The organism is Streptomyces ovatisporus (genome assembly GCF_042653885.1).
In the GTDB taxonomy this organism is placed as follows: domain Bacteria; phylum Actinomycetota; class Actinomycetes; order Streptomycetales; family Streptomycetaceae; genus Streptomyces; species Streptomyces ovatisporus.
Genome location: NZ_JBHSFH010000003.1, coordinates 749,073 through 771,209, shown reverse-complemented (window position 1 = coordinate 771,209; position 22,137 = coordinate 749,073). Strand labels below are relative to the sequence as shown.

The following is a 22,137-nucleotide window of genomic DNA, read 5'->3' as shown; positions in this document are numbered from 1 at the left end:
TCAGGCCGTCCGCGGCCGGGGCACCTTGCTCTCCTGCCGGGTGAGGAACTCACCGACAGAACCTTCGCGGGCGTACGGACGCAGCCGCTTCGCCGTGGTGTCCAGCATCGAGCGGATGCGCGAGGACTGTACGGGCCCGAGCAGCGCCAATGCCCTGTTGCCGGCGTCCGCCGCCTCCTCGGGACGGCGCATGGCGGCGAGGTCGCCGGCCAACTCGGCCGTGAAAAGCGCCTTGTTGCGCACGAAGTGGGGGTCCTGGAGGGCAACGGCGCGGCGGGCGTTGCCGGCCGCTCTCTCCCAGTCGTGCAGCGCGGACCAGCACTGTGCTTCGAGGCCCGCGAGTTCGGCCTCCCCGAAGAAGCTCATCCACGCGGGGTCGGTGTCCGAGGGGCCGCGTCCGAAGAGGGCGTGTGCCCTGCTCAGGGCCTCCCTGCACGCGGAGGTGTCGCCCAGACCCGCCCAGCCTCCGGCCTCCCGCATGGCGAGGAGCGACAACAGCCGTGCCGAGCCGAGGTGTTTGGCCGCCTGCTGTCCGGCTTGTGCGGCGCGTACGGCCTCGCGGGGGCGGCCGGAGTCACGGGCGAGGAAGGCGGTGTTGCAGAAGGCGTGTGCCTCCAGCGCGGGGTCGGCGGCGACCCGGGCGGTGGCGAGAGCTTCCGCGTAGTGCGAACGCGCGTCGCCGTACCGGTCCGAGTCGTGGGCCAGCCAGCCCACGGAGATGGCGAGTTCACCGGCGCCGTGGTGGAGGCGGTCGGTGACGGACTGGCGGTTCGGGACGCCCGCGTCGAGGAGTTCGTGGGCGGCGCGCAGCGCGTCTCCGGCCTGCCGGTAGAGACTGCCGGCGCCGTGCCGGTCGTCGAGCAGCCGGATGTGGCGTACGGCGTGCTCCAGGCTCTCGGCCTCGGTTTCGCCGATGCGGCGGTGCGGGCTCGCGGACGAGGTGCGGCCACCGGCGGCCGCGGGTGCGGCGCCGGCCGCGGTCAGGGCGGCCGCCGGGCCGTTGATCATGAACGCGCGACGTAGCACGTCGCTCTCCTCGTGGATCTCGGGACATTCTGAACAGATGGTGCAGGCGGGCGAGTTCAGGCAGGCGCCGGAGGCGTCGCTGTCGAAACCGAGGCCGCTGGGGCTGGTGTTGTCAGTGGGGCCCCTGTGGCCGAAGAGAGTACGGGATTCCGCATGACGGGGCGTCAGTTGGGGCGGTGAATTGTCACCTCCGTATGCCCGTCGAGAGCGCGCCCCCCGGCCACGAACGGTCTCGCGGGGGGCGAAGCCCATGTCGGTGAGCGTGCGTCCCGGGAACATGTGCAGGAGGACGCGCTCGTAGGCGTAGTTGGGGCAGCGGATCTCGCCGGCCTCCACGCGCCCGATGTACCGGGCGTCGCAAGCGACTTGCTCGCCGATGGCCCGGGCGGCACGGCGCACGGCTGCCGCGAACTCGGCGGGTGAGCGCGTGCCGCGCAGTCGCCGGAAAGCGGTGTTGGGCACGCGGGGCGGGCCCTGTGACGCAGAGGGTGACGACGCCATGGCCGGACCGTACAGGCTGTGACATGGTCAACACGCAATGTTCCGCGGCAAACCGGATATCTCGCCCGCGATCTGCCATGAAGTGCCATCCTTTGTGGGCGTCATATGCCGTACCTGTTGACGCTCCGGGCCGTTGATCCCTGCATGACCACTGCGGAGCAGGTCCAAGGAGGGGTCTCGATGCAGGAGAGCGGCCCAGTAATTCGCGCCGCTGCCGGCGGTGTGCCGTGCGATCTGGTGACTGTGCCCGTACGCCAGGGCCTCGAAGCCGTGGACATTCTGCGGCTGCGGGACGGACTCGGTCCGGTGCTGTGCGACGGCGCCGGCGACACCCTCGGATTCCTCGTACCGCCGGGCACCGCTGCCTGCTGGGACCTGCCGGGCAGCTCCTGCACCCAGACCCCCGGCCGGCCCCGTACGGTCGCGCAGGAACTGCCCGCCCCGGACACCGGGTGGCTGGTGCCGCCGGAGGGTGCCTTCGGGGTGGCCACGGACGCGTCGCTGCTGCGTGCCGCGCTCGGTGAGGCGGCGCGCACGATCAAGGCCGCCGACAGCTGCGGCTGAGGCGTCACGCTCGTGACCGGCTGCCGCGGGTGAGGAGCCGGTGGCAGCCGGTCCACCGTGCGGGACGCGGGCGGCTTTCGGCGATACTGGTGGTGTGGCGAGGGACAGTCGGCGCGGCTCCGGCAGAGGCGGCGGCCATCAGGGCCGTGGTGGCGGCAGCCGGGGGCGACGGGCACGCCAGGCGCTGAGCGCACAGGTCGAGGGCGGCACCGCCGAACTCCGGCCCGATCCCGACCGGGCGCACGGCTGGACGCTCCTCCTCGACGGTGCGCCGCAGTCCTACGTCGACCTCGACGATCCGGAGCATCTCGGTTTCGACTACCAGCGCAGAATCGGCCACGTCGTCGACACCGCCGCTCCGCCCGGCAGACCGCTGCACGTGCTGCACCTCGGCGGAGGCGCCCTGACCCTGGCCCGGTATGTCGCGTCGACCCGGCCGCGCTCCACGCAGCAGGTCGTCGAGAAGGACACCGCGCTGACACAACTGGTGCGTACCGAGCTGCCGTTGGAGCGCGGCTGGCGCATACGGGTACGGGGCGGCGACGCCCGCGAGGGACTGGGGAGACTGCCCGGGCAGTGGGCGGACCTCGTCGTCGCCGACGTCTTCGGCGGCGCACGCACGCCCGCTCACCTGACCAGCGGCGGATTCCTCCAGGACGTGCGTCGGGTGCTGCGGCCCGGCGGGCTGTACGTCGCGAACATCGCGGACGGGCCGGGGTCGTCCGGCGGGGCGGGCGCAGCCGGAGTCGCGGGCCGGCACCGTCCGCTGGAGCATCTGCGTTCCCAGGTCGCCACCGTGCAGGCGGCGTTCGCGCACGCGGCGCTGATCGGTGAGCCGGCCGTGCTGCGCGGACGCCGCTTCGGCAACGCCATACTGGTCGGCGCCGACAGGGAACTGCCGTACGCGGAGCTCACGCGGCGCGCGGCGGGGGATCCCCATTCGGCAAGGGTCGAACACGGCGCCGGCCTGGCGGAGTTCGCCGGTGGGGCCGCGGCCGTCACGGATGCGACGGCCCGTCCCTCACCGGCGCCGCCGGACGGCGTCTTCGACTGAGGACGGTGTCCACGCCCGGCGCTCGCGGGTGCTCTCCCGGGACGGCATGCGGACGCGGACGCCCGCGCACGGGGGTTCTCGACGCGCCTGCCCGGGCCGCGACTTCAGCCCTGGTGGGCCGCGACTTCAGCCCTGGTAGGTCTCGATGCGCGGCGGTCCGTCGTCCCACCGGCAGAACACGGAATGGGAGGGGGAGCCGTGCTTCGAGAAGGTCACCCGGATCCAGGTGGTGTCCTTGAACACCTGCGTGTCCCAGCCGTCGTCGGGCGTGGCCGAGACCAGCGTCGCGTAGTCGTCCTTCATGTCGAACACAGCGCGTCCGCCGGGCACATCGGTGCCGCGGACGTCCCCTCGGGGCGGCGGGTCCTCCGTCTGCGGGGGCTCCGGCGGCTTCTCCGCGCTGCGGGTGCCGCTGGGGGAGGGCTTCTCGGGCGGCTTCGACGACTGTGAGCCGGAGGGCGGCTTCGAGGATCGCGAGGGACCGGGCTCCGGCTCCTGTGTGCCGGGTGCCCCGGGGCGGGCCGTCGAGGCCTCGTCGGACAGGGGCAGGGTGCGCGGCGGGTCGTACTCCGTCCCGGCAAGGACCGTGTGGACCCCGAACCAGGACAGTGTCACCGCCGCGCTCGTGGCCAGAAACCACGCTGCCGCGTGCACCAGTGGTCGTCCCATCCCGGTCACCATAGCGCTGTCCTGCTCACCCGGAAGGAGTATGGCGTAACGTGCCGCCATGGCTCGTGTGCTCGTGGTCGAGGACGACCAGTTCGTACGCTCCGCCCTGATCCGGCACCTCACCGACGCCTCGCACGCGGTGCGCAGCGTCGGTACGGCACTTGAGGCCCTGCGGGAGGTCGCACAGGTCGGATTCGACGTCGTCATCCTCGATCTGGGCCTTCCCGACCTCGACGGCGCCGAGGCGCTGAAGATGCTCCGCGGCATCACCGACGTACCAGTGATCATCGCCACTGCGCGCGACAACGAGAACGAGATCGTCCGGCTGCTCAACGACGGCGCGGACGACTACCTCGTCAAACCCTTCTCCGTCGAGCACCTCTCCGCCCGCATGTCGGCCGTGCTGCGCCGCTCCCGGGGAGGCCCGGCGGGGTCCGGATCCGGCCAAGGTGACAGCGCCGGGGTGCTGCGGGTGGGCGGCCTCGTCATCGACCCGCTGCGCCGGCAGGCCGAGCTGGACGGGACGCTGCTGGACCTGACCCGGCGCGAGTTCGACCTGCTGGCCTTTCTCGCCGGACGTCCGGGTGTCGTCGTGGCCCGCAAGGATCTGCTCGCCGAGGTGTGGCAGCAGTCCTACGGGGACGACCAGACCATCGACGTCCATCTCTCCTGGCTGCGGCGGAAGTTGGGGGAGACGGCCGCGCGGCCCCGCTATCTGCACACGTTGCGCGGCGTCGGCGTGAAGCTGGAGGCGCCGAAGGAACGGCAGTCATGAGGAAGGAACTCCGGGCATGAGATGGGCACTGGTGAAGGTGTGCCTCGCCGTCACCGCCATGGTGGTGATCGCCTTCGCCGTGCCTCTCGCGCTGGTGGTGAAGGAGACGGCACGCGACCGTGCGTACTCCAACGCGGAACGGCAGGCGGCCACCGTGGGGCCGGTGCTGGCGATCACGACGGACAAGCAGCAGCTGGAGATCGCGGTCGCCAGTACGGAGGCGGGAGGCGACGGCCGCATCGCCGTCCACGTGCCCACCTCCTCGAAGCAGACCGCCACGGGCGAGGCCGGGAGGCCCCCCGTCGAGATCGGCAGACAGCGGGCCACCGACGAGCAGGTGGCGACCGCGCGCGGCAAGGGACGCGCCTCCACGGTCCAGGTGCCCGGCGGCTACACGCTGCTGCGGCCGACCGCCGTGGCGAGCGGTGAGTTCGCCGTGGTGGAGGTCTTCATCTCCAACGAGGAGGTCACCTACGGTGTGACCACCTCCTGGCTGATCATCGCCGGCGTCGGCATCGCTCTGATCCTGGGCTCGGTGGCCGTCGCGGACAGGCTGGGGACGCTCATGGTGCGTCCCGCGGGGCGGCTGGCCGCCGCGGCCCGCTCCCTGGGGGAGGGGCGGCTCGGCGTGCGGGTCCAGGAGGAAGGGCCGCGCGAACTGCGCAGCGCCGCCGTGGCGTTCAACGCGATGGCGGACCAGGTCGTACAACTCCTGGCCAACGAAAGGGAGTTGGCCGCCGACCTCTCGCACCGGCTGCGTACGCCGCTGACCGTGCTGCGTCTGAACGCAGCCTCGCTCGGCGACGGCGACGCCGCAGCACACACCCGGGAGGCCGTCGCGAAGCTGGAGAGCGAGGTCGACCAGATCATCAGCACCGCACGCGAACAGCGGGAGCAGCGCGTGCAGTCGACGGGCGGCCTGGAGTCCGCTGCCTGCGACGCGGCGGAGGTGATACGCGACCGCATGTCGTTCTGGTCCGCGCTGGCGGAGGACGAGGGCCGCGAGGCCCGTCTGGCGGGTGTGGAACGTCCCGTGCGGGTACCGGTCGCGCGGGCGGAGTTCGCCGCCGCTCTCGACGCGATGCTCGGCAACGTCTTCCGGCACACACCTGAAGGGACGGCCTTCTCCGTCGACGTGCACCACGGCGGCCCGGCCAGCAACTCGGTGATCGTGCTCGTCTCCGACGCGGGACCCGGCATCGCCGACCCGGACGCGGCGCTGCTGCGCGGGCACGGGGACGGCGGACCGGGTTCGACGGGGCTAGGGCTGGACATCGTGCGCAGGGTGGCCGAGTCCACCGGCGGCGACGTGCGGATCGGGCCTTCGGTGCTCGGCGGGACGGAAGTGCGGGTGTGGCTGAACCTGAACGGCGCCGGGGAGGAGACCGGCAGGCGCCGCGGACGCCGCAAGTCGGAACGGCGGCTGAGGTATTCACTCCGGCGCAGGACGACGTGACAGGTCCGGCAGGCGGATGTGCGCCCGCCCGGGTGCGTCGGCCGTCCCGCCGGGTGAACGGTGGCTCCGCGGCGTCGACGGTCTGTGGCCGGCTCGTCACCCTTCCGCTCCGGCACTTCCCTAACCAGGCCATTTCCGTGACTTAAGCGCGGCCTAAGTCCTCCGACGGCTGTCCGCAACACGGGAATTGTCCGAGTCGCTCTCGCTAGTTTGCTTCTCGTCCGAGTCACCACCCACCCCCCCCACGAGGCGGCAGAGGATGACCAGCGAGGCATCAGCAGCACACCCCCGGCGCAGCAGGCGCAGGGTCAGGCTTCCCTCCGCGGTCTCCGTCGCGGTCCTGGTCGGCGGTTCGATGCTGTCGTTCGCCGGCCCCGCCGGTGCTGTCGACGGGGAGCGGGGCGGCATGCAGCAGGAGCGGGACCGCGGAGGCGCTCCGGTGGCGGCGAGGCCCTTCACGCCGTACGTCGACGTCTCGCTCGAACCCTCCTACGACCTCCTCCGGAACGCCGCGGCGACAGGCGTCACGGAGTACAACCTCGCCTTCATCACCTCCGGCGGCGGCTGTTCGCCGAAATGGGGAGGCACGCAGGAACTCGGCGACAACGCGGTGGCGCAGCAGGTGGAGCAGCTGCGCGCCATGGGCGGTGACGTCCGGATCTCCTTCGGCGGTGCGAGCGGTTCCGAACTCGGCCTGGTCTGCGGGTCCGTCGACGAACTGGCGAAGGCGTACGGCGAGGTCGTCGACGCGTTCGACCTGAAGAAGGCGGACTTCGACATCGAGGGCGCCGCACTCCCCGACACCGGGGCGAACACCCGCCGCGCTCAGGCGATCGCGGAACTCCAGCGGACACACCCGGACTTGGACGTCTCCTTCACCCTGCCCGTGCTCCCCGAGGGACTGACGCCGGAGGGCACCGCGCTTCTGGAGAACGCCGGGGCGAACGGCGTGGACGTCTCCGCCGTCAACATCATGGCGATGGACTACGGCCCGTCCTACGGCGGCGACATGGGCCGGTACGCCGTCGAAGCCGCCACTGCCACCCAGCAGCAGATCAAGACGGCGCTGGGGATCGAGGACGACGCCGAGGCGTGGCGGACCGTCGCCGTCACGCCGATGATCGGCGTGAACGACGTCGTGGTCGAGGTCTTCAGACCCGAAGACGCCACCGAGGTCGCGAAGTTCGCACAGGAGAAGAACCTGGGCTGGCTGTCGATGTGGTCGGCCACCCGCGACAAGGCCTGCCCCGGCGGGCCCAAGGACGAGGCGGACCCGACCTGTTCGAGCATCGAGCAGGGCGAGAACGACTTCACGAAGGCCTTCACGGGCTGACCCTCCGGGTCACCCCAAGGCCACCCCCCCCGGTCAGGGTGGGGCGCAGACCTTCCCCCCACACCGCTGCGCCCCACCCCTCTTCCCCCTCCCCCGTCCCTCCCCCGGCTGGAACGGCTCGGGGCCGTCGCACGCGGTGCCGCTCGGCGCCCGCTTCGCGTTCCATGGCCCCCTCCCGCGTCAGGCCTCCGGAAGCTGCCCCGTTCGGGCCACTTCCGCGTACCAGAGCGCGCTGGACTTGGGCGTACGCCGCTGGGTGCCGAAGTCGACGTGGACGATGCCGAAGCGCTTCCCGTAGCCGTAGGCCCACTCGAAGTTGTCCATCAGCGACCAGAGGAAGTACCCGCGTACGTCCACGCCCTCCTCCAACGCGCGGTGCACGGCGGCGAGATGCTCCTGTACGTAGGCGATGCGCTCCGGGTCGTGCACGCGGCCCTCGCCGTCGGGCTCGTCGGCGTACGCGGCACCGTTCTCCGTGATGTAGAGCGGCACGCCCGGGGCTTCGCGGTGAAAGCGGTGCAGCAGCTCGGTCAGGCCGCCGGGGTCGATGCTCCAGCCCATCTCCGTCTGCTCGCCCGGCGGCTGGTGGAACGCGACGACGCGGTCCGCGCCGGGCCACGGCGAGTGGTCGCTGGCACCGTGCCCGTCCCGGCGCTCCGGGGCGGGCCCGTCCTCCCGGTGCTCGACGGCCGAAACCACCGACGGTGTGTAGTAGTTGACGCAGATCCCGTCCAGCGGCTGGTGTGCAGCCGCCAGATCGCCGTCCTGTACGAAGGACCAGTCGGTGATCTGCGCGGTGTCGGCGAGGAGGTCCTCGTCGTAGCGGCCGTGCAGCATCGGGCCTGTGAAGACGCGGGTGGCGAGTGCGTCGATGCGGCGGGCGGCGTCCCGGTCCTCCGGAGTGTCCGAACGGGCGCGTACGGCTGCCGGGTTGAGGCTGACCATCACCTCGGCCGCGGCCGGAAGCGCGTCACGCAGCGCCTGTGTGGCGAGGCCGTGGGCCAGGTTGAGGTGGTGTGCGGCGCGGAGTGCGTCGGCAGGGTCCGTACGGCCTGGCGCGTGAACCCCCGAGCCGTAGCCCAGGAAGGCGCTGCACCAGGGCTCGTTGAGGGTGGTCCACAGCTGTATGCGGTCGCCGAGCGCGTCGGCCACGATGCGGGCGTAGTCGGCGAAACGGAGTGCGGTGTCGCGCTCCGGCCAGCCGCCGGCGTCCTCCAGTTCCTGCGGGAGGTCCCAGTGGTAGAGGGTGAGGACGGGGGTGATGCCCGCGTCGAGCAGCTCGTCCGTGAGGGAGCGGTAGAAGTCGAGGCCCCGCTGCGAGGCGGAACCCCGCCCGGTGGGCTGCACGCGCGACCAGGAGACGGAGAACCGGTAGGCGCCCAGGCCCAGTCGGGACATGAGCGCCACGTCGTCGCGGAAGCGGTGGTAGTGGTCACAGGCCACGTCGCCGGTGTCGCCGCCCTCGGTCCTGCCGGGGGTGTGCGAGAAGGTGTCCCAGACGGAAGGGGTACGTCCGTCCTCCCGCGCGGCGCCCTCGATCTGGTACGCGGAGGTCGAGGACCCCCACATGAAGTCCGGCGGGAAACGCAGACCCGCCCCGGCCGGGCCGGCCGCGGGGGACGCACCGGCCGGGGGTCGTGGTGACGGCTTCGGCGTGGCGTCGGGGGACAGGGGGGACAAGGTCATGGAAGCGCTCCCATTCGAGGACGTGAAGAGGTGCGGTCGGAGGGGAAGAGAACGGATCAGGGTGGTCCGGGGTGGGCGGTGCCGGCGCCGTCGGCAGGCGCCGGGTCCGGCGTCGGCCCGGCCGGGTCCGGTGCGGGCAGCTGCCCGGAACCCCGGCGGGCCGCAGCTCAGCCCTTCACCGCGCCCTGCATGATGCCGCCGACGATCTGCTTGCCGAACAGAGCGAAGGCGATGAGCAGCGGAAGGGTCCCCAGGAACGCCCCGGCCATGATCACGGACTCGTCCGGGATGTAGCCCCGGCCCAGCCCCGTCAGGGCCACCTGCACGGTCGGATTGTCCTGGGTGAGGGCGATGACCGGCCAGAAGAACTCGTTCCACGCCATCACGAACGTCAGCATCCCCAGGACCGCCATCGCCGGCCGGGCCACCGGGAAGACGATGTGCCACACGATCCGCAGGCTGTGCGCACCGTCCACCCTCGCGGCTTCGATGAGCTCCGTGGGGAGTGCGTTGACAAGGTACTGCCGCATGAAGAAGACACCGAAGGCGCTCACCATCAACGGCAGGATCACTGCCTGGAGCTGATTCGCCCACTCCAGCTTCGCCACCGCCATGTACAGCGGCACCACGCTGAGTTGGGGCGGCACCATCATCGTGCCGATCACTGTCAGCAGCAGCGCGTTCCTGGCGCGGAAGCGAAGCTTCGCGAAGGCGTAGCCCGCGAGCGTGGCGAAGAGAACCGTGCTGACGGCCACGGTGCCCGCGACCACGAGCGTGTTCAGCAGCGCCTTGCCCATGTTGGCGTCGTTCCAGGCGGTGGCCATGTTGGAGAACAGGTTCGCGCCGAACCAGAAGGGCGGCGGCGTCTCGGCCAGCCGCTGGTTGTCGCGGGACGCGGCGATCGCCGTCCACACCAGCGGAAAGAGCGAACCGAGCGTGAAGAGCGACAGGACCGCGTAGGTGAGACGCCCCGCGTGCAGATGCCTGCCCGCGGTCCCGGCCCGTTTCGTGCGGCCTCGGCCGCCCCGCCTCCCGGACCCGTGCCCGCCCGGGTCCGACGCGGGTCCCTCCGCCGCCCCGGCGTCCTTGGGCGGCTCCGGCGCGCGGCCGCGTGTCTCCGTCTGCAGCATGCCGACCTCCCTCATTGGCTTGAGCTCTTCTGCAGGCGCCTGCTGATCAGCCAGTTGACGAGGCCGATGACCAGCAGGATCAGGAACATCGTCCAGGCGATCGCGGAGGCCCGGCCGAGATGGAAGTTGAACCAGCCCTGCTCGTAGAGGTAGAGCCCCAGCGTCTGGTACTGGTGCGAGCCGCCGCCGGTCTGCGAACCCCCGAACAGCAGTGGTTCACCGAAGAGTTGCGTCGCACCGATCGTGGAGACCACGACCGTGAAGAGGATCGTCGGACGCAGCGAGGGAATCGTCACGTGCCGGAACTGCTGCCATCGTGACGCCCCGTCGATGGACGCCGACTCGTACAGGTCGTCCGGTACGGACTGCATGGCGGCGAGGTAGATCAGCGTGTTGTAGCCGGTCCACCGCCAGATCACGATGCTCGAGACGGCGATCTGCGACGTCCACGTGCCGTTCTCCCAGTCGACGTGCTCGAATCCGGCCAGCCCCAGCGCCCAGTTGATCATCCCGTAGTCCCGCCCGAAGAGCAGGGCGAAGACCAGCGTCGCGGCTGCGACCGAGGTCGCGTACGGGGTGAGCATGACGACCCGGAAGAACATCGAGCCGCGCAGCCGGTAGTTGAGCAGGTGGGCGAGGCCCAGCGCCATCGCCAGCTGCGGCACCGTCGAGACGATGCCGATGGTGACGGTGTTGCGCAGGGCGTTCCAGAAGAACTCGTCCTCCCACAGCCGGGAGAAGTTGTGCAGCCCGGCCCACTCCATGTGCGTGGGGTCGTGCAGCGAGACGTTGTGCAGCGACGCCCAGCCCGTGTACAGCAGCGGGAAGAGACCGAAGGCGGCGAAGAAGAGGAAGAAGGGTGCGATGAAGGCGTACGGGCTCCACCGGGCGTCCCGGCGGTAGCGGCGGCTGCGGCGCTCATCGGCGCGGCTGCCGGTGCCACCGGCGGGACGTCCCGGCGCTTTCCGCAGGCCGGGCCGTGGCTCAGTCCTCGACAGCGTCATCGATCTTCTTCACCGCTGAATTCCAGCCCTCCTCGGGCGACTTGCCCTGCTGTTCGACCTGGAGGATGCCGATGTTGCCGATGTTCTCCTGGATGAGCTGGTCCTTGGGACCGAGCACGGCCGTCGGTATGTCCCGCGCGGCATCGGAGAAGATCTTGCCGATCGGCGCGTCGCCGAAGTACTCGTGCTCGGCGCCCTCGACAGCCGGAAGTGAGAGCGCCTTGCTCGAACTGGGGAAGCTGGCCTGCTTCTTGAACAGCTTCGCCTGCTGCTCGGGTGCGGTCAGCCACTTGGCGAGCTTGACGGCCTCGTCCCTGTTCTTCGCGCGTTCCGGGACGGTCAGGAACGAGCCGCCCCAGTTGGCGGGCCGGGGCGGTGCGGCCACGTCCCAGGCGTCCGCACCCTTGGTGCCGGACTTCTCCTTGATGTAACCGAGCATCCAGGGCGGGCAGATGACGGAGGCGAAGGTGCCGTTGGCGTAGGCCTGGTCCCATGCCTTGTCGAACTGCTTGAGCTTGCCCGTCATCTTGCCCTCGACGGCCTGCATGGCCAGGTCCCAGGACTTGTTGACGGCCTTGCTCTTCTTGTAGATCAGCTTGCCGTCGGTGTCGTAGTTCTTGACGGCGTAGCTGGAGACCGAGCCGTTGTAGAGGCCGGCCGCGGCGTCGGTGAAGGTCGTGCCCTTCGGGGCCTCCTTCATGTAATCCTCGCCCGTCTCCACGTACTTGGCCCAGTCGCCGGCCCACAGCTCGGCGACTTCCTTCCTGTCGGTGGGCAGCCCGGCCTTCTTGAACAGGTCCTTGCGGTAGCACACGCCCATGGGGCCGATGTCGGTGCCGAGGCCGACGACCTTGCCGTTCTCCGCCTTGGCCTGGTCCCACTTCCAGGGCAGCCAGGCGGACTTCTCCACCCCGTCGGTCTCGGCCATGTCGACGAACTTGTCCGAGTGCAGGTTGGCGACCTCGTTGATGTTGCCGACCTCGACGGCCTGGATGTCGCTCAGGCCGCTGTTCGCCGTCAGGTGGTTGAGCAGGGCGGGGTAGTAGTCCTCGTTCCGCTCGGTCGAGTTCTCCTTGATCTTGATGTCCGGGTTGAGCTTCTCGTACTCGTCGTAGAGCCCGGCCTGCTTGTATCCGAAGACCCCGAACACCCCGACGGACACGACGGTCTTGCCGTCCGCGCTGCTCCCCGAGCCGCTGCCGCCGCCGTCCTGCGCGCAGCCCGCAAGCAGGCCCGCGGCGAGCACGGCCGTGAGTCCTGACGCGGTCAGGCGCCGGGATCTCGAACGGTGCCACAGGTGGCGGGTGCGGTGAAGCGGGGAAGTGTTCCTGCTGATGTGCATGGCTGTGCCATCCCCTCCCGTGCTTACGGGCTGTGTAGGGAGCGGCTATCATGGGAGCGCTCCCATACTTGATGAGTTGAAGAGTCCACGAGAGGTGGCGGGGTGTCAAGACGTACGGCGGCAACGTGACTCGTCCGTCGTGTAGTTGAATGATCCCGGCCGGGCAGGCCGGTGCAGCGGGGGCGGCGGTCGCCCCGGCAAGGGCCCGACCAGGGAGGGGAGGCATCCATGGCAGCAGCCCACCTCGGACGTACGTCCCGCTCCGCAGGCGCGGGAAGGCCCAGGCCGACCCTCGAACAGGTCGCCGCGCGTGCGGGTGTCGGCAGGGGAACCGTTTCCCGTGTCATCAATGGTTCGCCGCGGGTCAGCGACCGCACGCGGGCAGCGGTGGAGGCCGCCGTCGCGGAACTGGGCTACGTGCCCAACGGCGCCGCGCGTGCGCTGGCCGCCGGGAACGCCGACGCGGTCGCGCTCGTCGTGCCCGAGACCGAGACCAAACTCTTCGCGGAGCCCTACTTCTCCGGCATCCTGCGCGGCGTGAGCGCCGAACTGGCCGACAGCTCGATGCAGTTGCTCCTCACGCTCATCCGGGACGAGCACGAACGGGACCGCTTCACGCAGTACGCGGCGGCACGTCGGGTCGACGGCGTGCTCCTCGTCTCCGTGCACGCCGACGACCCCCTCCCCGACCTGCTCGTCGAGTCGGGGATGCCCGCGGTGCTGGGCGGCCGGCGCAGCGGCGCCGAAACCGTCCCCTACGTCGACTCGGACAACGTCGGCGGCGCGCAGATCGCCGTCGAGCACCTGATCGGCCGGGGGCGCCGCGCCGTCGCCACCATCACCGGCCCGCTCGACATGTACGTGGCCCAGTGCCGCCTCGAAGGCCACCGCGCGGCGCTGCGGGCAGCGGGCCGCGAGGACGACGAACGGCTCGTCGCCCACGGCGACTTCACGGAAGAGGGCGGCAAGCGGGCGATGCGCGAACTGCTGGAGCGGGCTCCGGAGGTGGACGCCGTCTTCTGCGCCTCCGACCTGATGGCGTCCGGCGCGCGGCTGGTGCTCCGTGAAGCCGGGCGGAGCGTGCCGCAGGACGTGGCGCTCGTCGGCTTCGACGACTCGGCAGTCGCGCGGCACATGGACCCGCCGCTGACCAGCGTCCGGCAGCCGATCGAGGAGATGGGGCGCGCGATGGCCCGGACGCTGCTGGAGCTGATGGCAGGGGAGCGGGACGCGGTGGCGGGCGGCACGCCCGGGGCGCGGTCCCCGCAGTCCGGCGTCGCCGGCTCGGTGCTGCCCACCGAGCTGGTGCGGCGCGGCTCGTCCTGAGGCGGTCTCAGAGCCGGAGTCGCCCGGCAGGTGAGGGCGGGAGGCTGCCCGCGCTTCCGTGAAGCCCGCGCTTCCGTGATGCCCGCGCGTCCGTGATGCCCGCGCGTCCGTATCTCACCCCTGAATGTGACGGGGGGTGAGTTCGTCACCCCTCCGGACAACTCCCGGGTGCGGCCGTACCGGTGCTGCCTTTTGCTGCCTGGTATGACCTCAGACACGCGACGTGAGCCGGGCACCGTCCGGAGAATACTGACAGGCGCAGTCGCCGCGGCCGTGTCCATATGCGGCTTCGCCGGCACGGCACCGGCGGGCCTCAACGTGGAACCTGTGGCCCACGAAGCCGGAGACGCCCGGGAGGAGCCGCAGGAGCCGAGCACTCCCGCAGCCGACGACTACACACGCCCGATCTCGTCTGCCGCCCCCGTGACGGCCGGATGGGGCGTCCCCGGGGGCTGGGCGGCAGGCCATCACACAGGTGTCGACTTCGCGGCGTCCCCGGGAACGGTCGTGCGGTCGGTGGGCACGGGGAGGGTCGAACTCGCCGGGGAGGCAGGCTCGTACGGGAAGGCCGTGATCGTCCACATGAAGGACGGCAAGCACGTCCTCTTCGCCCACCTCTCGAAGATCACAGTCCGGCTGGGACGGGTGGTACGCGCGAACACCGTGCTCGGCGAGTCGGGCAACAGCGGGCGGTCGACGGGCCCGCATCTGCACTTCGAAGTACGCGCTGAGCGGGGCTACGGCACCGAGGTCGACCCCGTCACATACCTGGCTCGGCACGGCGTCCGGATCGCCTAGGGCGCGGGCCCCGGCGAGCCAGTAAGAGGCCCCTACCGGAGAGGTGTCCCGGTAGGGGCCTTGCCACGACGCGTTCCGGTCGCGGGGCCGTCGCGGGGGCGGGACCCGCCGGGGAGCCAGGCGCCCGCGGAGGAGTCAGTCGCGGGCGGGGGAGGCGCTGCGCGCGACTGTCGACATGAGGGTTCCGATGACGAGCCCGATCACCAGATAGACGCCCGCGGTACCGCCCTTCGCCGCCCATGTCGCCGAGGAGTTGAAGGGAGCCAGCATCACAGCCGCCGTTCCGAGCGCGATGATCCAGGCGAGGAAGCGGCCGGGCTGCGGCGTCGCCAGCAGCAGCAGATGCAGCACCGCCGTGGCCACCAGCGCGGCGAGGGCGGCACCGAGCGCCAGCTGCCCCGTGGAGGCCGGCACCATCGCCCCCTCCGTCTCGGGCGCGAAGACGGGGATGTCCAGCACTCCGCGGACGAGCAGCAGAGCCACCGCCGCGGCCAGCGCCGCCACCAGAGCGACGGCGATGCCGCCCGCCCAGAGGCGCAGGGCGCTGAATCGGCGGCGGGCGCTGCGGGGCGGGCGCTGGTCGTGGTCGTAGCCGTTGGTGCGGCGCTCCGGCACGTAGTCGCCGGAGCCGTCGTACGGATCGGGGTACTGCTTCGTCGGGCCGTAGCCGGGCACCGGCTCGAACCGCTCGAACGCACCGTCCTGGGCGGAGGCGTCGCCGGGATCGGGGGATCCGCCCGTGCGGCCCGCTCCGCCCGCGCCCGGCCGCTGTGCGCCGCCCCGCCCCTGAGGCCCTTCGGGACCGTGGGGCGACTGTGAGCTGTGCGCTCCATCAGAGTTGTGCGGACCCTGCGGGTCCTGTGGGTCCTGTGGGCCGTGAGGGTCGTGTGTACCTGCCATAGGTGTCGCGTCCTCTCCCTTGGCCTCCCCGGACCGCCGTCCGTCCCCTCAGGCTCGGTCCACGCGACGGCGCCCGCATCTCCAGCCCGGGCAGCGGTGAGCCGACGGCGAAGCCGCTCACCCGTGCGGTCGTACCCCTGTGAGGACACGGCCAGGACGCGACAAGGCCCCCGCCCGGTCTCCCCGGGTAGGGGCCTTGATCTTCAAGGGTGAATGACGGGACTTGAACCCGCGACATCCTGGACCACAACCAGGTGCTCTACCACCTGAGCTACATCCACCACGACCGGCGCGCTTCCGACCGGCCGAGAAAGAGTGTACAGGGTCGGCCGGGATGCTTGCGCACGGGTTTACGGGGGCAACGGGCCGTCTCCGTCAGGACGCCGGCGGCACCACGTGCTTGGCCGCGACCTTCTTGGCGGTGTCGGAGTCGGGGCCCGGAGCGGGCACGAACACCGCCTCCCGGTAGTAGCGCAGCTCCGCGATCGACTCGCGGATGTCGGCCAGCGCCCGGTGGTTGCCGTTCTTCGGGGGGCTGTTGAAGTAGGCGCGCGGATACCAGCGCCGGGCGAGCTCCTTGATCGACGAGACGTCCACGATGCGGTAGTGGAGGTGCGTCTCCAGCTCCGCCATGTCGCGGGCGAGGAAGCCGCGGTCGGTGCCGACCGAGTTGCCGCAGAGCGGGGCCCGGCCGGCTTCCGGTGCGTGCTCGCGCACGTACGCCAGGACCTGCTTCTCGGCCTCGGCGAGAGTCGTGCCCTCGTCGAGTTCGTCCAGCAGTCCGGAGGCGATGTGCATCTCGCGGACCACCTCCGGCATCGAGGCGAGCGCACGTGCCGGAGGCCGGATCACCACGTCCACGCCCTCGCCGAGTACGTTCAGCTCGGAATCGGTGACCAGGGCGGCCACCTCGATGAGCGCGTCGTCGGCCAGCGAGAGGCCGGTCATCTCGCAGTCGATCCACACCATGCGGTCATTCATGAGCCTCACCCTACGTCGACACCCCTCAGCCCCGGCCCCGTTGTCCGGGGACCCTCGGTGCCCAGGCGTCCGATTCCGGCTTTCCGGGGTCCCCGGCGTCCGGACGGGCCTCGCGGTGCTCGCGCTGCTCGCGTGGCTGGTGCGGCTCGCGGGCCTCGCGGTGCGGACGGGCCGCGTCCCGCAGGTCGCGGGGCACGTACTGGCCGGAGTGCGGCACCATGCCGTGAGCGGTGCCGCTGCTCACCGGCCCGCTCGAAGAAGCGCTGCCTCCGCCTCCGTGGGCGCCGCCACCGGCAGGCATGCCGGAGCTTCCCGGACCGCCCTGGCTCTCCGTCCGTCCTCCCTCTCCGTGGCCTCCGCCGTGGCCTCCCGCGTGCCCCCCGCCGTTGCCGCTGTCCGGACGCCGGATCCGGTACGCCGCGCGGTATGCCGCGGGCGAGGAGCCCAGCTGACGCCGGAAGTGACCCCGCAGCGCCACCGGCGAGCGGAAGCCGCACCGTCCTGCCACCTCGTCGACCGAGTAGTCGGAGGTCTCGAGCAGCCGCTGCGCCTGAAGCACCCGTTGGGTGATGAGCCACTGCAGGGGCGCGCTGCCCGTCAGGGAGCGGAAGCGGCGGTCGAAGGTCCTGCGCGACATGTACGCCCGTGCCGCCAGGGCTTCCACGTCGAACTGTTCGTGCAGGTGCTCCAGGGCCCACGCCACGACCTCGGCGAGCGGGTCCGCACCGATCTCCTCGGGTAAAGAGCGGTCCAGATGGCGTGGGTGACCTCCGCTCTCCATCCCGCTGCCGCGGCGCGGCGGTACGACCAGACGGCGGGCGAGGGCACCCGCCGCCTCCGCTCCGTGGTCGTTGCGCACGACGTGCAGGCACAGGTCGATGCCCGCCGCCGTGCCGGCGGAGGTGAGGATGTCGCCGTCGTCCACGAAGAGTTCACGCGGGTCGACGTGGACGGCCGGGTAGCGCTTGGCGAGTGTCGGCGCGTACATCCAGTGCGTGGTCGCCGGACGTCCGTCCAGCAGGCCGGCGGCGGCGAGGACGAACGCTCCGGTGCAGAGCCCGACGAGGCGCGCCCCTTCTTCGTGCGCCCGGCGCAGTGCCTCCAGCGCGGCGGTGGGGGGCGGCTGGGTGATGGAGCGCCAGGCGGGTACGACGACGGTCCCCGCGCGGGACAGTGCGTCGAGTCCGTACGGGGCGCTCAACTGCAGCCCGCCGGTGGTCCGCAGCGGCCCGTCCTCGCCCGCGCACACCAGCAGGCGGTACCGGGGGACCCCGGCGTCCTGGCGGTCGATGCCGAAGACGGAGAGCGGTATGGAGCTCTCGAAGATGGGTCCGCCGCTGAAGAGCAGCACCGCCACGATCTCGCGGCGCCTCCGTGCGGCCAGCTTGCGGGTCGTTGCCGGGCCGTTCGTCGAGTCCTGATGGCTCTTTGGAACGCTCACCGGATGTCAGCCCCCCTCAATCGTCGCGTTCTTCTCGGTCCTGCACATTTCCCCCGCGGCGATGCCAAGATCGAATCTACTGTGTCGCACGAGGTCGGCGGGACGAGTTCAGGACCCGCCGGTATGTCGACAAGGCAACTTGGCGTGAAGCATTCGATCACGAAGCGTTCCATTCGGTGACGCCACTGGGAAGTGCGCATGCCGTCCCTGCCCCGCTGCCGATGCGGCCACACGTGCCCGTCGGTCCTTTCCGCGCAGGTCGAGGGCGGTTGGGCTGTCGCACCGTCAACGACCGTTGTGGATGCGAAACTTGGCCGAAAAATGCGGGGATCGCATGCGTGATTCGGACACCCCCCTGGCGTGCGCCCCTGCCTACTGTCGTGCGCCGGTGCGAAGTTGGGCGTCCTGGGCCGTCAGGTGCGGCCGGTGTGCCGTCCGCCTCTGTGCAGGCCGGTGCCGGTACGGCTGTGCCGTCCGCGGTGCGGCTCGGGCCCGCAATCGGTGGAACGTCCGCCGGTCCGGCGGGTGTACGCACGTTCTGAGCAGCGAAGGAGCGTACGGCAGGCCGCGTTGACCGCGGCCAGTCCGACAGCCGTTCCGAGGACCGTCTGCAGGGGTGAACCGCACGTCAGCAGAGTAAGCGGGGTCAGGGCGCAGGCGAAGGTGCCCCATCGGACGATCTCAGCCGCCGTCGCGGATGCGTGCGCCGCGGCCTCCGGATCGCAGTCGGCGGCCTCGTACGGGGGCTCGTCCGGGCGGACGCCCGTGTCCGAATCTTTGCGGTATCCGGGGCGTAGCGCGGCGGCGGGGACGCGTCGGCGGCTGCCCGGCCCTGTGGTGGGTGCTGGCACGCACTGCTAACGCGAGGCCCGAGCGCCGGTCACCGAGTGTCGCGGGACGGTCCGGATAGGTGAGCACCCTTGAGGGTCCGGCGGTGACGGCGCGGCCGGGGAAGTGGGTAAGGGGTGCAGCGGGGCGTTGCGTGAAGGGACTTACTCAGGCATGCTCCGGGGTCAGCCCGCGACGGTCCGTGCCTCCCGGCGCCCCTGGGCAAGGCGGGAGTGCGGTCGTACCCTTGCGGGTAAGGGGCTGGTGAGGCCTTGGCCGGGTTCTTCGTCTGCGAGAGCCCAGAGTGGACTCCTCAGCTCCGCTCAGTGCCTGAAGCTCTTCCCGATCCCGCACGGAAGATCGAAGTCAACCGCCGCTCCCTCCGCACAGAGGACTCCCTTCGCCGAGACACCGATGGCCGGAAAAGAGATCCCCGAACCAGCGGACCGCAAGCAGGTCGCCGATCCGACAGCGACTCCTGAAGCGGCGGAAGACGCGCGCCACTCGTGCGACCCGGCGTTCCAGCACGGTGTCGTGGTGGGTTTCGACGGTTCCATGTCGAGCGAACGGGCGCTGGCGTACGCCATCGGCATGGCCCACCGGTCCGGTTCGGGCCTGATCATCGTGCATGTGGCGAACCGGCTGCCGACGACGGTTTGGGCCGGCTGTGAGCCGCCTGTCTTCGTGGACGTCCCGGATCACCGCACCGAAGTGCTCGGCCTCGAACTGTCCTGTGCGGAGCATCTGGCCGAGGTGCCCTGGATCCTCGTCGAGCGTGGTGGAGACATCTGCCACGAACTCGAAGAGGTGGGGCACGAGTACGAGGCGGACGCCATCGTCGTCGGCTCGACGCACGGCCTGGCGGGGCGGATCTTCGGCTCGGTGGCGGGTCGCCTCGCGCGTCGTGCGGAGCGTCCGGTGGTCGTGATCCCGTAGCGGTCCGCCCCGGCCCGGTTGTCCCGATTGCCCTCTCTGCAGGGCGAGTTGACAGTTTTCCGGCACGGAATCTCCTCGCCTCACGAGGTGACTTGTGCGCTTGTGAGGGGCATATAGGTGGCACAGGACGCAGGGCGCCCCGGGCGCCCGGACTCCAACGGCGTGCTGCCGCGCGGGAGGTGACGGTCCCGCGGGGCGGCAACCCGCCGGCGTTATGGGCGACGCCGGTGAAGGGGAGGCGGAATCCCGCGTGGATGGTGGCCCGCGCGGGATTCCGCCCACCGCCGGCCGGCTTCTCGGCGAAGCGCCGGCCACGGGGTTCTGCCGCCTTACTCGACGGTGACGGACTTCGCCAGGTTGCGCGGCTTGTCGATGTCACGGCCCAGTGCCAGCGCCGTGTGGTAGGCGAGCAGTTGGAGCGGAATACCCATCAGGACCGGGTCGAGCTCGACCTCGTTGCGCGGCACCACGATCGTGTGGTCCGCCTTCTCCTGCTCCTGGTGCGCCACCGCGAGGATCTTGCCGCTGCGGGCCTTGATCTCCTCCAGCGTCGCGCGGTTCTTGTCCAGCAGTTCGTCGTCCGGGACGATCGCCACCGTCGGCACGGCGGGCTCGATCAGGGCGAGCGGACCGTGCTTGAGCTCGGAGGCCGGGTACGCCTCGGCGTGGATGTAGGAGACCTCCTTGAGCTTCAACGACGCCTCGCGGGCCACCGGGTAGCCCCGTACGCGGCCGACGAACATCATGCTCTTCGCCTCGGCGTAGTCCGCCGCCAGCTTCTTGATGTCGTCCTCGGCGCGCATGATCTCGTCGATCTGGCCGGGCAGCCGGCGCAGCCCCTCGATGATGCGCTTGCCGTCGGCGACGGACAGGTCGCGGATCCGGCCCAGGTGCAGGGCGAGCAGCGCGAACGCCACAGCGGTGTTGGTGAAGCACTTGGTGGAGACGACGCACACCTCGGGCCCCGCGTGCACGTACACGCCGCCGTCCGTCTCGCGTGCGATGGCGGAGCCGACGACGTTCACGACGCCCAGTACGCGCGCACCCTTGCGCTTGAGCTCCTGCACGGCGGCGAGGGTGTCGTAGGTCTCGCCGGACTGGCTGACCGCGATGTAGAGGGTGTCGGGGTCGACGACCGCGTTGCGGTAGCGGAACTCGCTGGCGGGCTCCGCGTCCGCGGGTACGCGTGCCAGCTCCTCGATCATCTGCGCGCCGATCATGCCCGCGTGGTACGCCGAGCCGCAGCCGAGGATCTTCACACGGCGCATGCGGCGCGCCTCGCGGGCGTCGAGATTCAGACCGCCGAGGTGGACCGTCGCGAAGCGCTCGTCGATGCGCCCCCGCAGCACCCGGTCGACGGCGTCGGCCTGCTCCGCGATCTCCTTGTGCATGTACGTGTCGTGACCGCCCATGTCGTAGGACTCGGCTGCCCATTCGACGGTCTCGGGCGAGGTGGAGGTGCGGGAGCCCTCGGTGGTGTACGTCCGGTAGTCGTCGGCCTTGATGGTGGCCATCTCGCCGTCGTCGAGGGTGACGACCTGGCGGGTGTGGGAGACGAGCGCGGCGACGTCGGAGGCGACGAACATCTCGTGCTCGCCGATGCCGAGCACGACGGGCGAACCGTTTCGCGCGACGACGATGCGGTCGGGGAAGTCGGCGTGGAGCACGGCGATCCCGTACGTGCCCTCCACCAGGCGCAGGGCCTCCTGCACCTTGGCCTCCAGGCGCTCGGCCTGGGCCCGGGCGATGAGGTGGCTGAGGACCTCGGTGTCGGTCTCGGAGGCGAAGTCGACGCCGTCGGCGGTGAGTTTGGCCCGCAGCTCGGAGGCGTTGTCGATGATGCCGTTGTGCACGACGGCGACCTTCTCGGCGGCGTCGAGGTGCGGGTGGGCGTTGACGTCGTTGGGTGCGCCGTGCGTCGCCCAGCGGGTGTGGGCGATTCCGGTGGTGCCTTCGAACACGGCGGGGACGCGCTCCTCCAGATCGCGGACCCGGCCCTTGGTCTTGGCGGTCTTCAGGCCCGCGCTCTTGCCCGTGCCGCTGCTGTGGATGGCGATGCCGGCGGAGTCGTACCCCCGGTACTCCAGGCGCTGCAGACCTTCGAGCAGGAGCGGCGCAACGTCACGCTGACCGATATATCCCACGATTCCGCACATGTTGGCTGTCGCCTCTCCGTCGTCGGTGTCCACCGGGTGGTGGTTCTCTGTCGTGCTGTCGATGTGCTGTCGCCGGGCCTCAGTCCCGGTCCCGGTCCCGGTCCGGTCCCGTTTCAGGGGCCCGGGGGCGGGGGCGGGACCCGGCGGGCGCCGGCGCGGGCAACCCGCTTGCGGCGGACCTCATTCCCCTGGTGTGTCCGCTCTTCTCCGTGCTTCCGGTGCTGCTTCCGG

At 71.0% G+C, this 22,137-nt stretch carries 18 protein-coding genes and 1 tRNA gene; 8 read left to right on the top strand and 11 right to left on the bottom strand.

Features of this window, described 5'->3' with window-relative positions; translation table 11 throughout:
* Nucleotides 1-1,527: a tetratricopeptide repeat protein gene (locus ACFPA8_RS04870; protein WP_386442717.1), complete on the bottom strand. Its 1,527-nt coding sequence runs from the start codon at nucleotides 1,525-1,527 to the stop codon at nucleotides 1-3.
* 144 nt (nucleotides 1,528-1,671) lie between these two features.
* On the opposite strand from ACFPA8_RS04870, the gene ACFPA8_RS04865 reads away from it, so the two are divergent.
* Nucleotides 1,672-2,091 (top strand): hypothetical protein, encoded by a 420-nt coding sequence (locus ACFPA8_RS04865; protein WP_386442715.1) that lies wholly within the window; start codon nucleotides 1,672-1,674, stop codon nucleotides 2,089-2,091.
* A 94-nt stretch (nucleotides 2,092-2,185) separates the two neighbouring features.
* Complete coding sequence (locus ACFPA8_RS04860; RefSeq protein ID WP_386442712.1) at nucleotides 2,186-3,145, top strand: spermidine synthase; 960 nt, start codon at nucleotides 2,186-2,188, stop codon at nucleotides 3,143-3,145.
* A 126-nt stretch (nucleotides 3,146-3,271) separates the two neighbouring features.
* On the opposite strand, the gene ACFPA8_RS04855 is transcribed toward ACFPA8_RS04860, so the two are convergent.
* Entirely contained in the window at nucleotides 3,272-3,814 is a 543-nt protein-coding gene (locus tag ACFPA8_RS04855) for a hypothetical protein (RefSeq protein WP_386442709.1), read from the bottom strand.
* A 58-nt stretch (nucleotides 3,815-3,872) separates the two neighbouring features.
* Here ACFPA8_RS04855 and ACFPA8_RS04850 point away from each other — a divergent pair, with 58 nt between their 5' ends.
* From ACFPA8_RS04850 to ACFPA8_RS04840, 3 genes are all read left to right on the top strand, one after another.
* The gene (locus ACFPA8_RS04850) at nucleotides 3,873-4,589 is read left to right on the top strand and encodes a response regulator transcription factor (RefSeq protein WP_386442707.1); all 717 of its coding nucleotides are present in this window, start codon (nucleotides 3,873-3,875) and stop codon (nucleotides 4,587-4,589) included.
* A gap of 16 nt (nucleotides 4,590-4,605) precedes the next feature.
* Complete coding sequence (locus tag ACFPA8_RS04845; RefSeq protein ID WP_386442704.1) at nucleotides 4,606-6,045, top strand: HAMP domain-containing sensor histidine kinase; 1,440 nt, start codon at nucleotides 4,606-4,608, stop codon at nucleotides 6,043-6,045.
* A gap of 259 nt (nucleotides 6,046-6,304) precedes the next feature.
* Nucleotides 6,305-7,378: a chitinase gene (locus tag ACFPA8_RS04840; RefSeq protein WP_386442701.1), complete on the top strand. Its 1,074-nt coding sequence runs from the start codon at nucleotides 6,305-6,307 to the stop codon at nucleotides 7,376-7,378.
* 180 nt (nucleotides 7,379-7,558) lie between these two features.
* Here the strand turns inward: ACFPA8_RS04840 and ACFPA8_RS04835 are convergent, their stop codons facing one another.
* From ACFPA8_RS04835 to ACFPA8_RS04820, 4 genes are all read right to left on the bottom strand, one after another.
* A complete protein-coding gene (locus ACFPA8_RS04835) occupies nucleotides 7,559-9,064 on the bottom strand; it encodes a glycoside hydrolase family 1 protein (RefSeq protein ID WP_386442698.1) in 1,506 nt (501 codons plus the stop codon).
* Between the two features lie 167 nt (nucleotides 9,065-9,231).
* Nucleotides 9,232-10,194 (bottom strand): carbohydrate ABC transporter permease, encoded by a 963-nt coding sequence (locus ACFPA8_RS04830; RefSeq protein WP_386442696.1) that lies wholly within the window; start codon nucleotides 10,192-10,194, stop codon nucleotides 9,232-9,234.
* An 11-nt stretch (nucleotides 10,195-10,205) separates the two neighbouring features.
* Nucleotides 10,206-11,198, bottom strand: a complete 993-nt coding sequence (locus ACFPA8_RS04825) for a carbohydrate ABC transporter permease (protein WP_386442693.1) — start codon at nucleotides 11,196-11,198, stop codon at nucleotides 10,206-10,208.
* Complete coding sequence (locus tag ACFPA8_RS04820; protein ID WP_386442691.1) at nucleotides 11,179-12,540, bottom strand: ABC transporter substrate-binding protein; 1,362 nt, start codon at nucleotides 12,538-12,540, stop codon at nucleotides 11,179-11,181. The genes ACFPA8_RS04825 and ACFPA8_RS04820 overlap by 20 nt, the downstream gene beginning before the upstream one ends.
* Nucleotides 12,541-12,768: 228 nt before the next feature.
* Between ACFPA8_RS04820 and ACFPA8_RS04815 the strand changes: the two genes are divergently transcribed.
* Together ACFPA8_RS04815 and ACFPA8_RS04810 are read left to right on the top strand one after the other, a co-directional pair.
* The gene (locus tag ACFPA8_RS04815; protein WP_386442689.1) at nucleotides 12,769-13,866 is read left to right on the top strand and encodes a LacI family DNA-binding transcriptional regulator; all 1,098 of its coding nucleotides are present in this window, start codon (nucleotides 12,769-12,771) and stop codon (nucleotides 13,864-13,866) included.
* Nucleotides 13,867-14,193: 327 nt separating this feature from the next.
* Entirely contained in the window at nucleotides 14,194-14,664 is a 471-nt protein-coding gene (locus tag ACFPA8_RS04810; protein ID WP_386442686.1) for a M23 family metallopeptidase, read from the top strand.
* A gap of 135 nt (nucleotides 14,665-14,799) precedes the next feature.
* Here ACFPA8_RS04810 and ACFPA8_RS04805 read toward each other — a convergent pair whose 3' ends face one another.
* From ACFPA8_RS04805 to ACFPA8_RS04790, 4 genes are all read right to left on the bottom strand, one after another.
* A complete protein-coding gene (locus ACFPA8_RS04805) occupies nucleotides 14,800-15,564 on the bottom strand; it encodes a DUF6069 family protein (RefSeq protein ID WP_386442683.1) in 765 nt (254 codons plus the stop codon).
* A gap of 208 nt (nucleotides 15,565-15,772) precedes the next feature.
* A tRNA-His gene (locus ACFPA8_RS04800) sits at nucleotides 15,773-15,845 on the bottom strand.
* A 94-nt stretch (nucleotides 15,846-15,939) separates the two neighbouring features.
* Nucleotides 15,940-16,545 (bottom strand): oligoribonuclease, encoded by a 606-nt coding sequence (orn, locus tag ACFPA8_RS04795; RefSeq protein WP_386442680.1) that lies wholly within the window; start codon nucleotides 16,543-16,545, stop codon nucleotides 15,940-15,942.
* Nucleotides 16,546-16,570: 25 nt separating this feature from the next.
* The gene (locus ACFPA8_RS04790) at nucleotides 16,571-17,986 is read right to left on the bottom strand and encodes a helix-turn-helix domain-containing protein (protein WP_386442677.1); all 1,416 of its coding nucleotides are present in this window, start codon (nucleotides 17,984-17,986) and stop codon (nucleotides 16,571-16,573) included.
* A 1,242-nt stretch (nucleotides 17,987-19,228) separates the two neighbouring features.
* On the opposite strand from ACFPA8_RS04790, the gene ACFPA8_RS04785 reads away from it, so the two are divergent.
* Nucleotides 19,229-19,750: a universal stress protein gene (locus ACFPA8_RS04785; protein WP_386442674.1), complete on the top strand. Its 522-nt coding sequence runs from the start codon at nucleotides 19,229-19,231 to the stop codon at nucleotides 19,748-19,750.
* 329 nt (nucleotides 19,751-20,079) lie between these two features.
* Here the strand turns inward: ACFPA8_RS04785 and glmS are convergent, their stop codons facing one another.
* Entirely contained in the window at nucleotides 20,080-21,906 is a 1,827-nt protein-coding gene (gene glmS / locus ACFPA8_RS04780) for a glutamine--fructose-6-phosphate transaminase (isomerizing) (protein WP_386442850.1), read from the bottom strand.
* Nucleotides 21,907-22,137 lie beyond the last annotated feature (231 nt).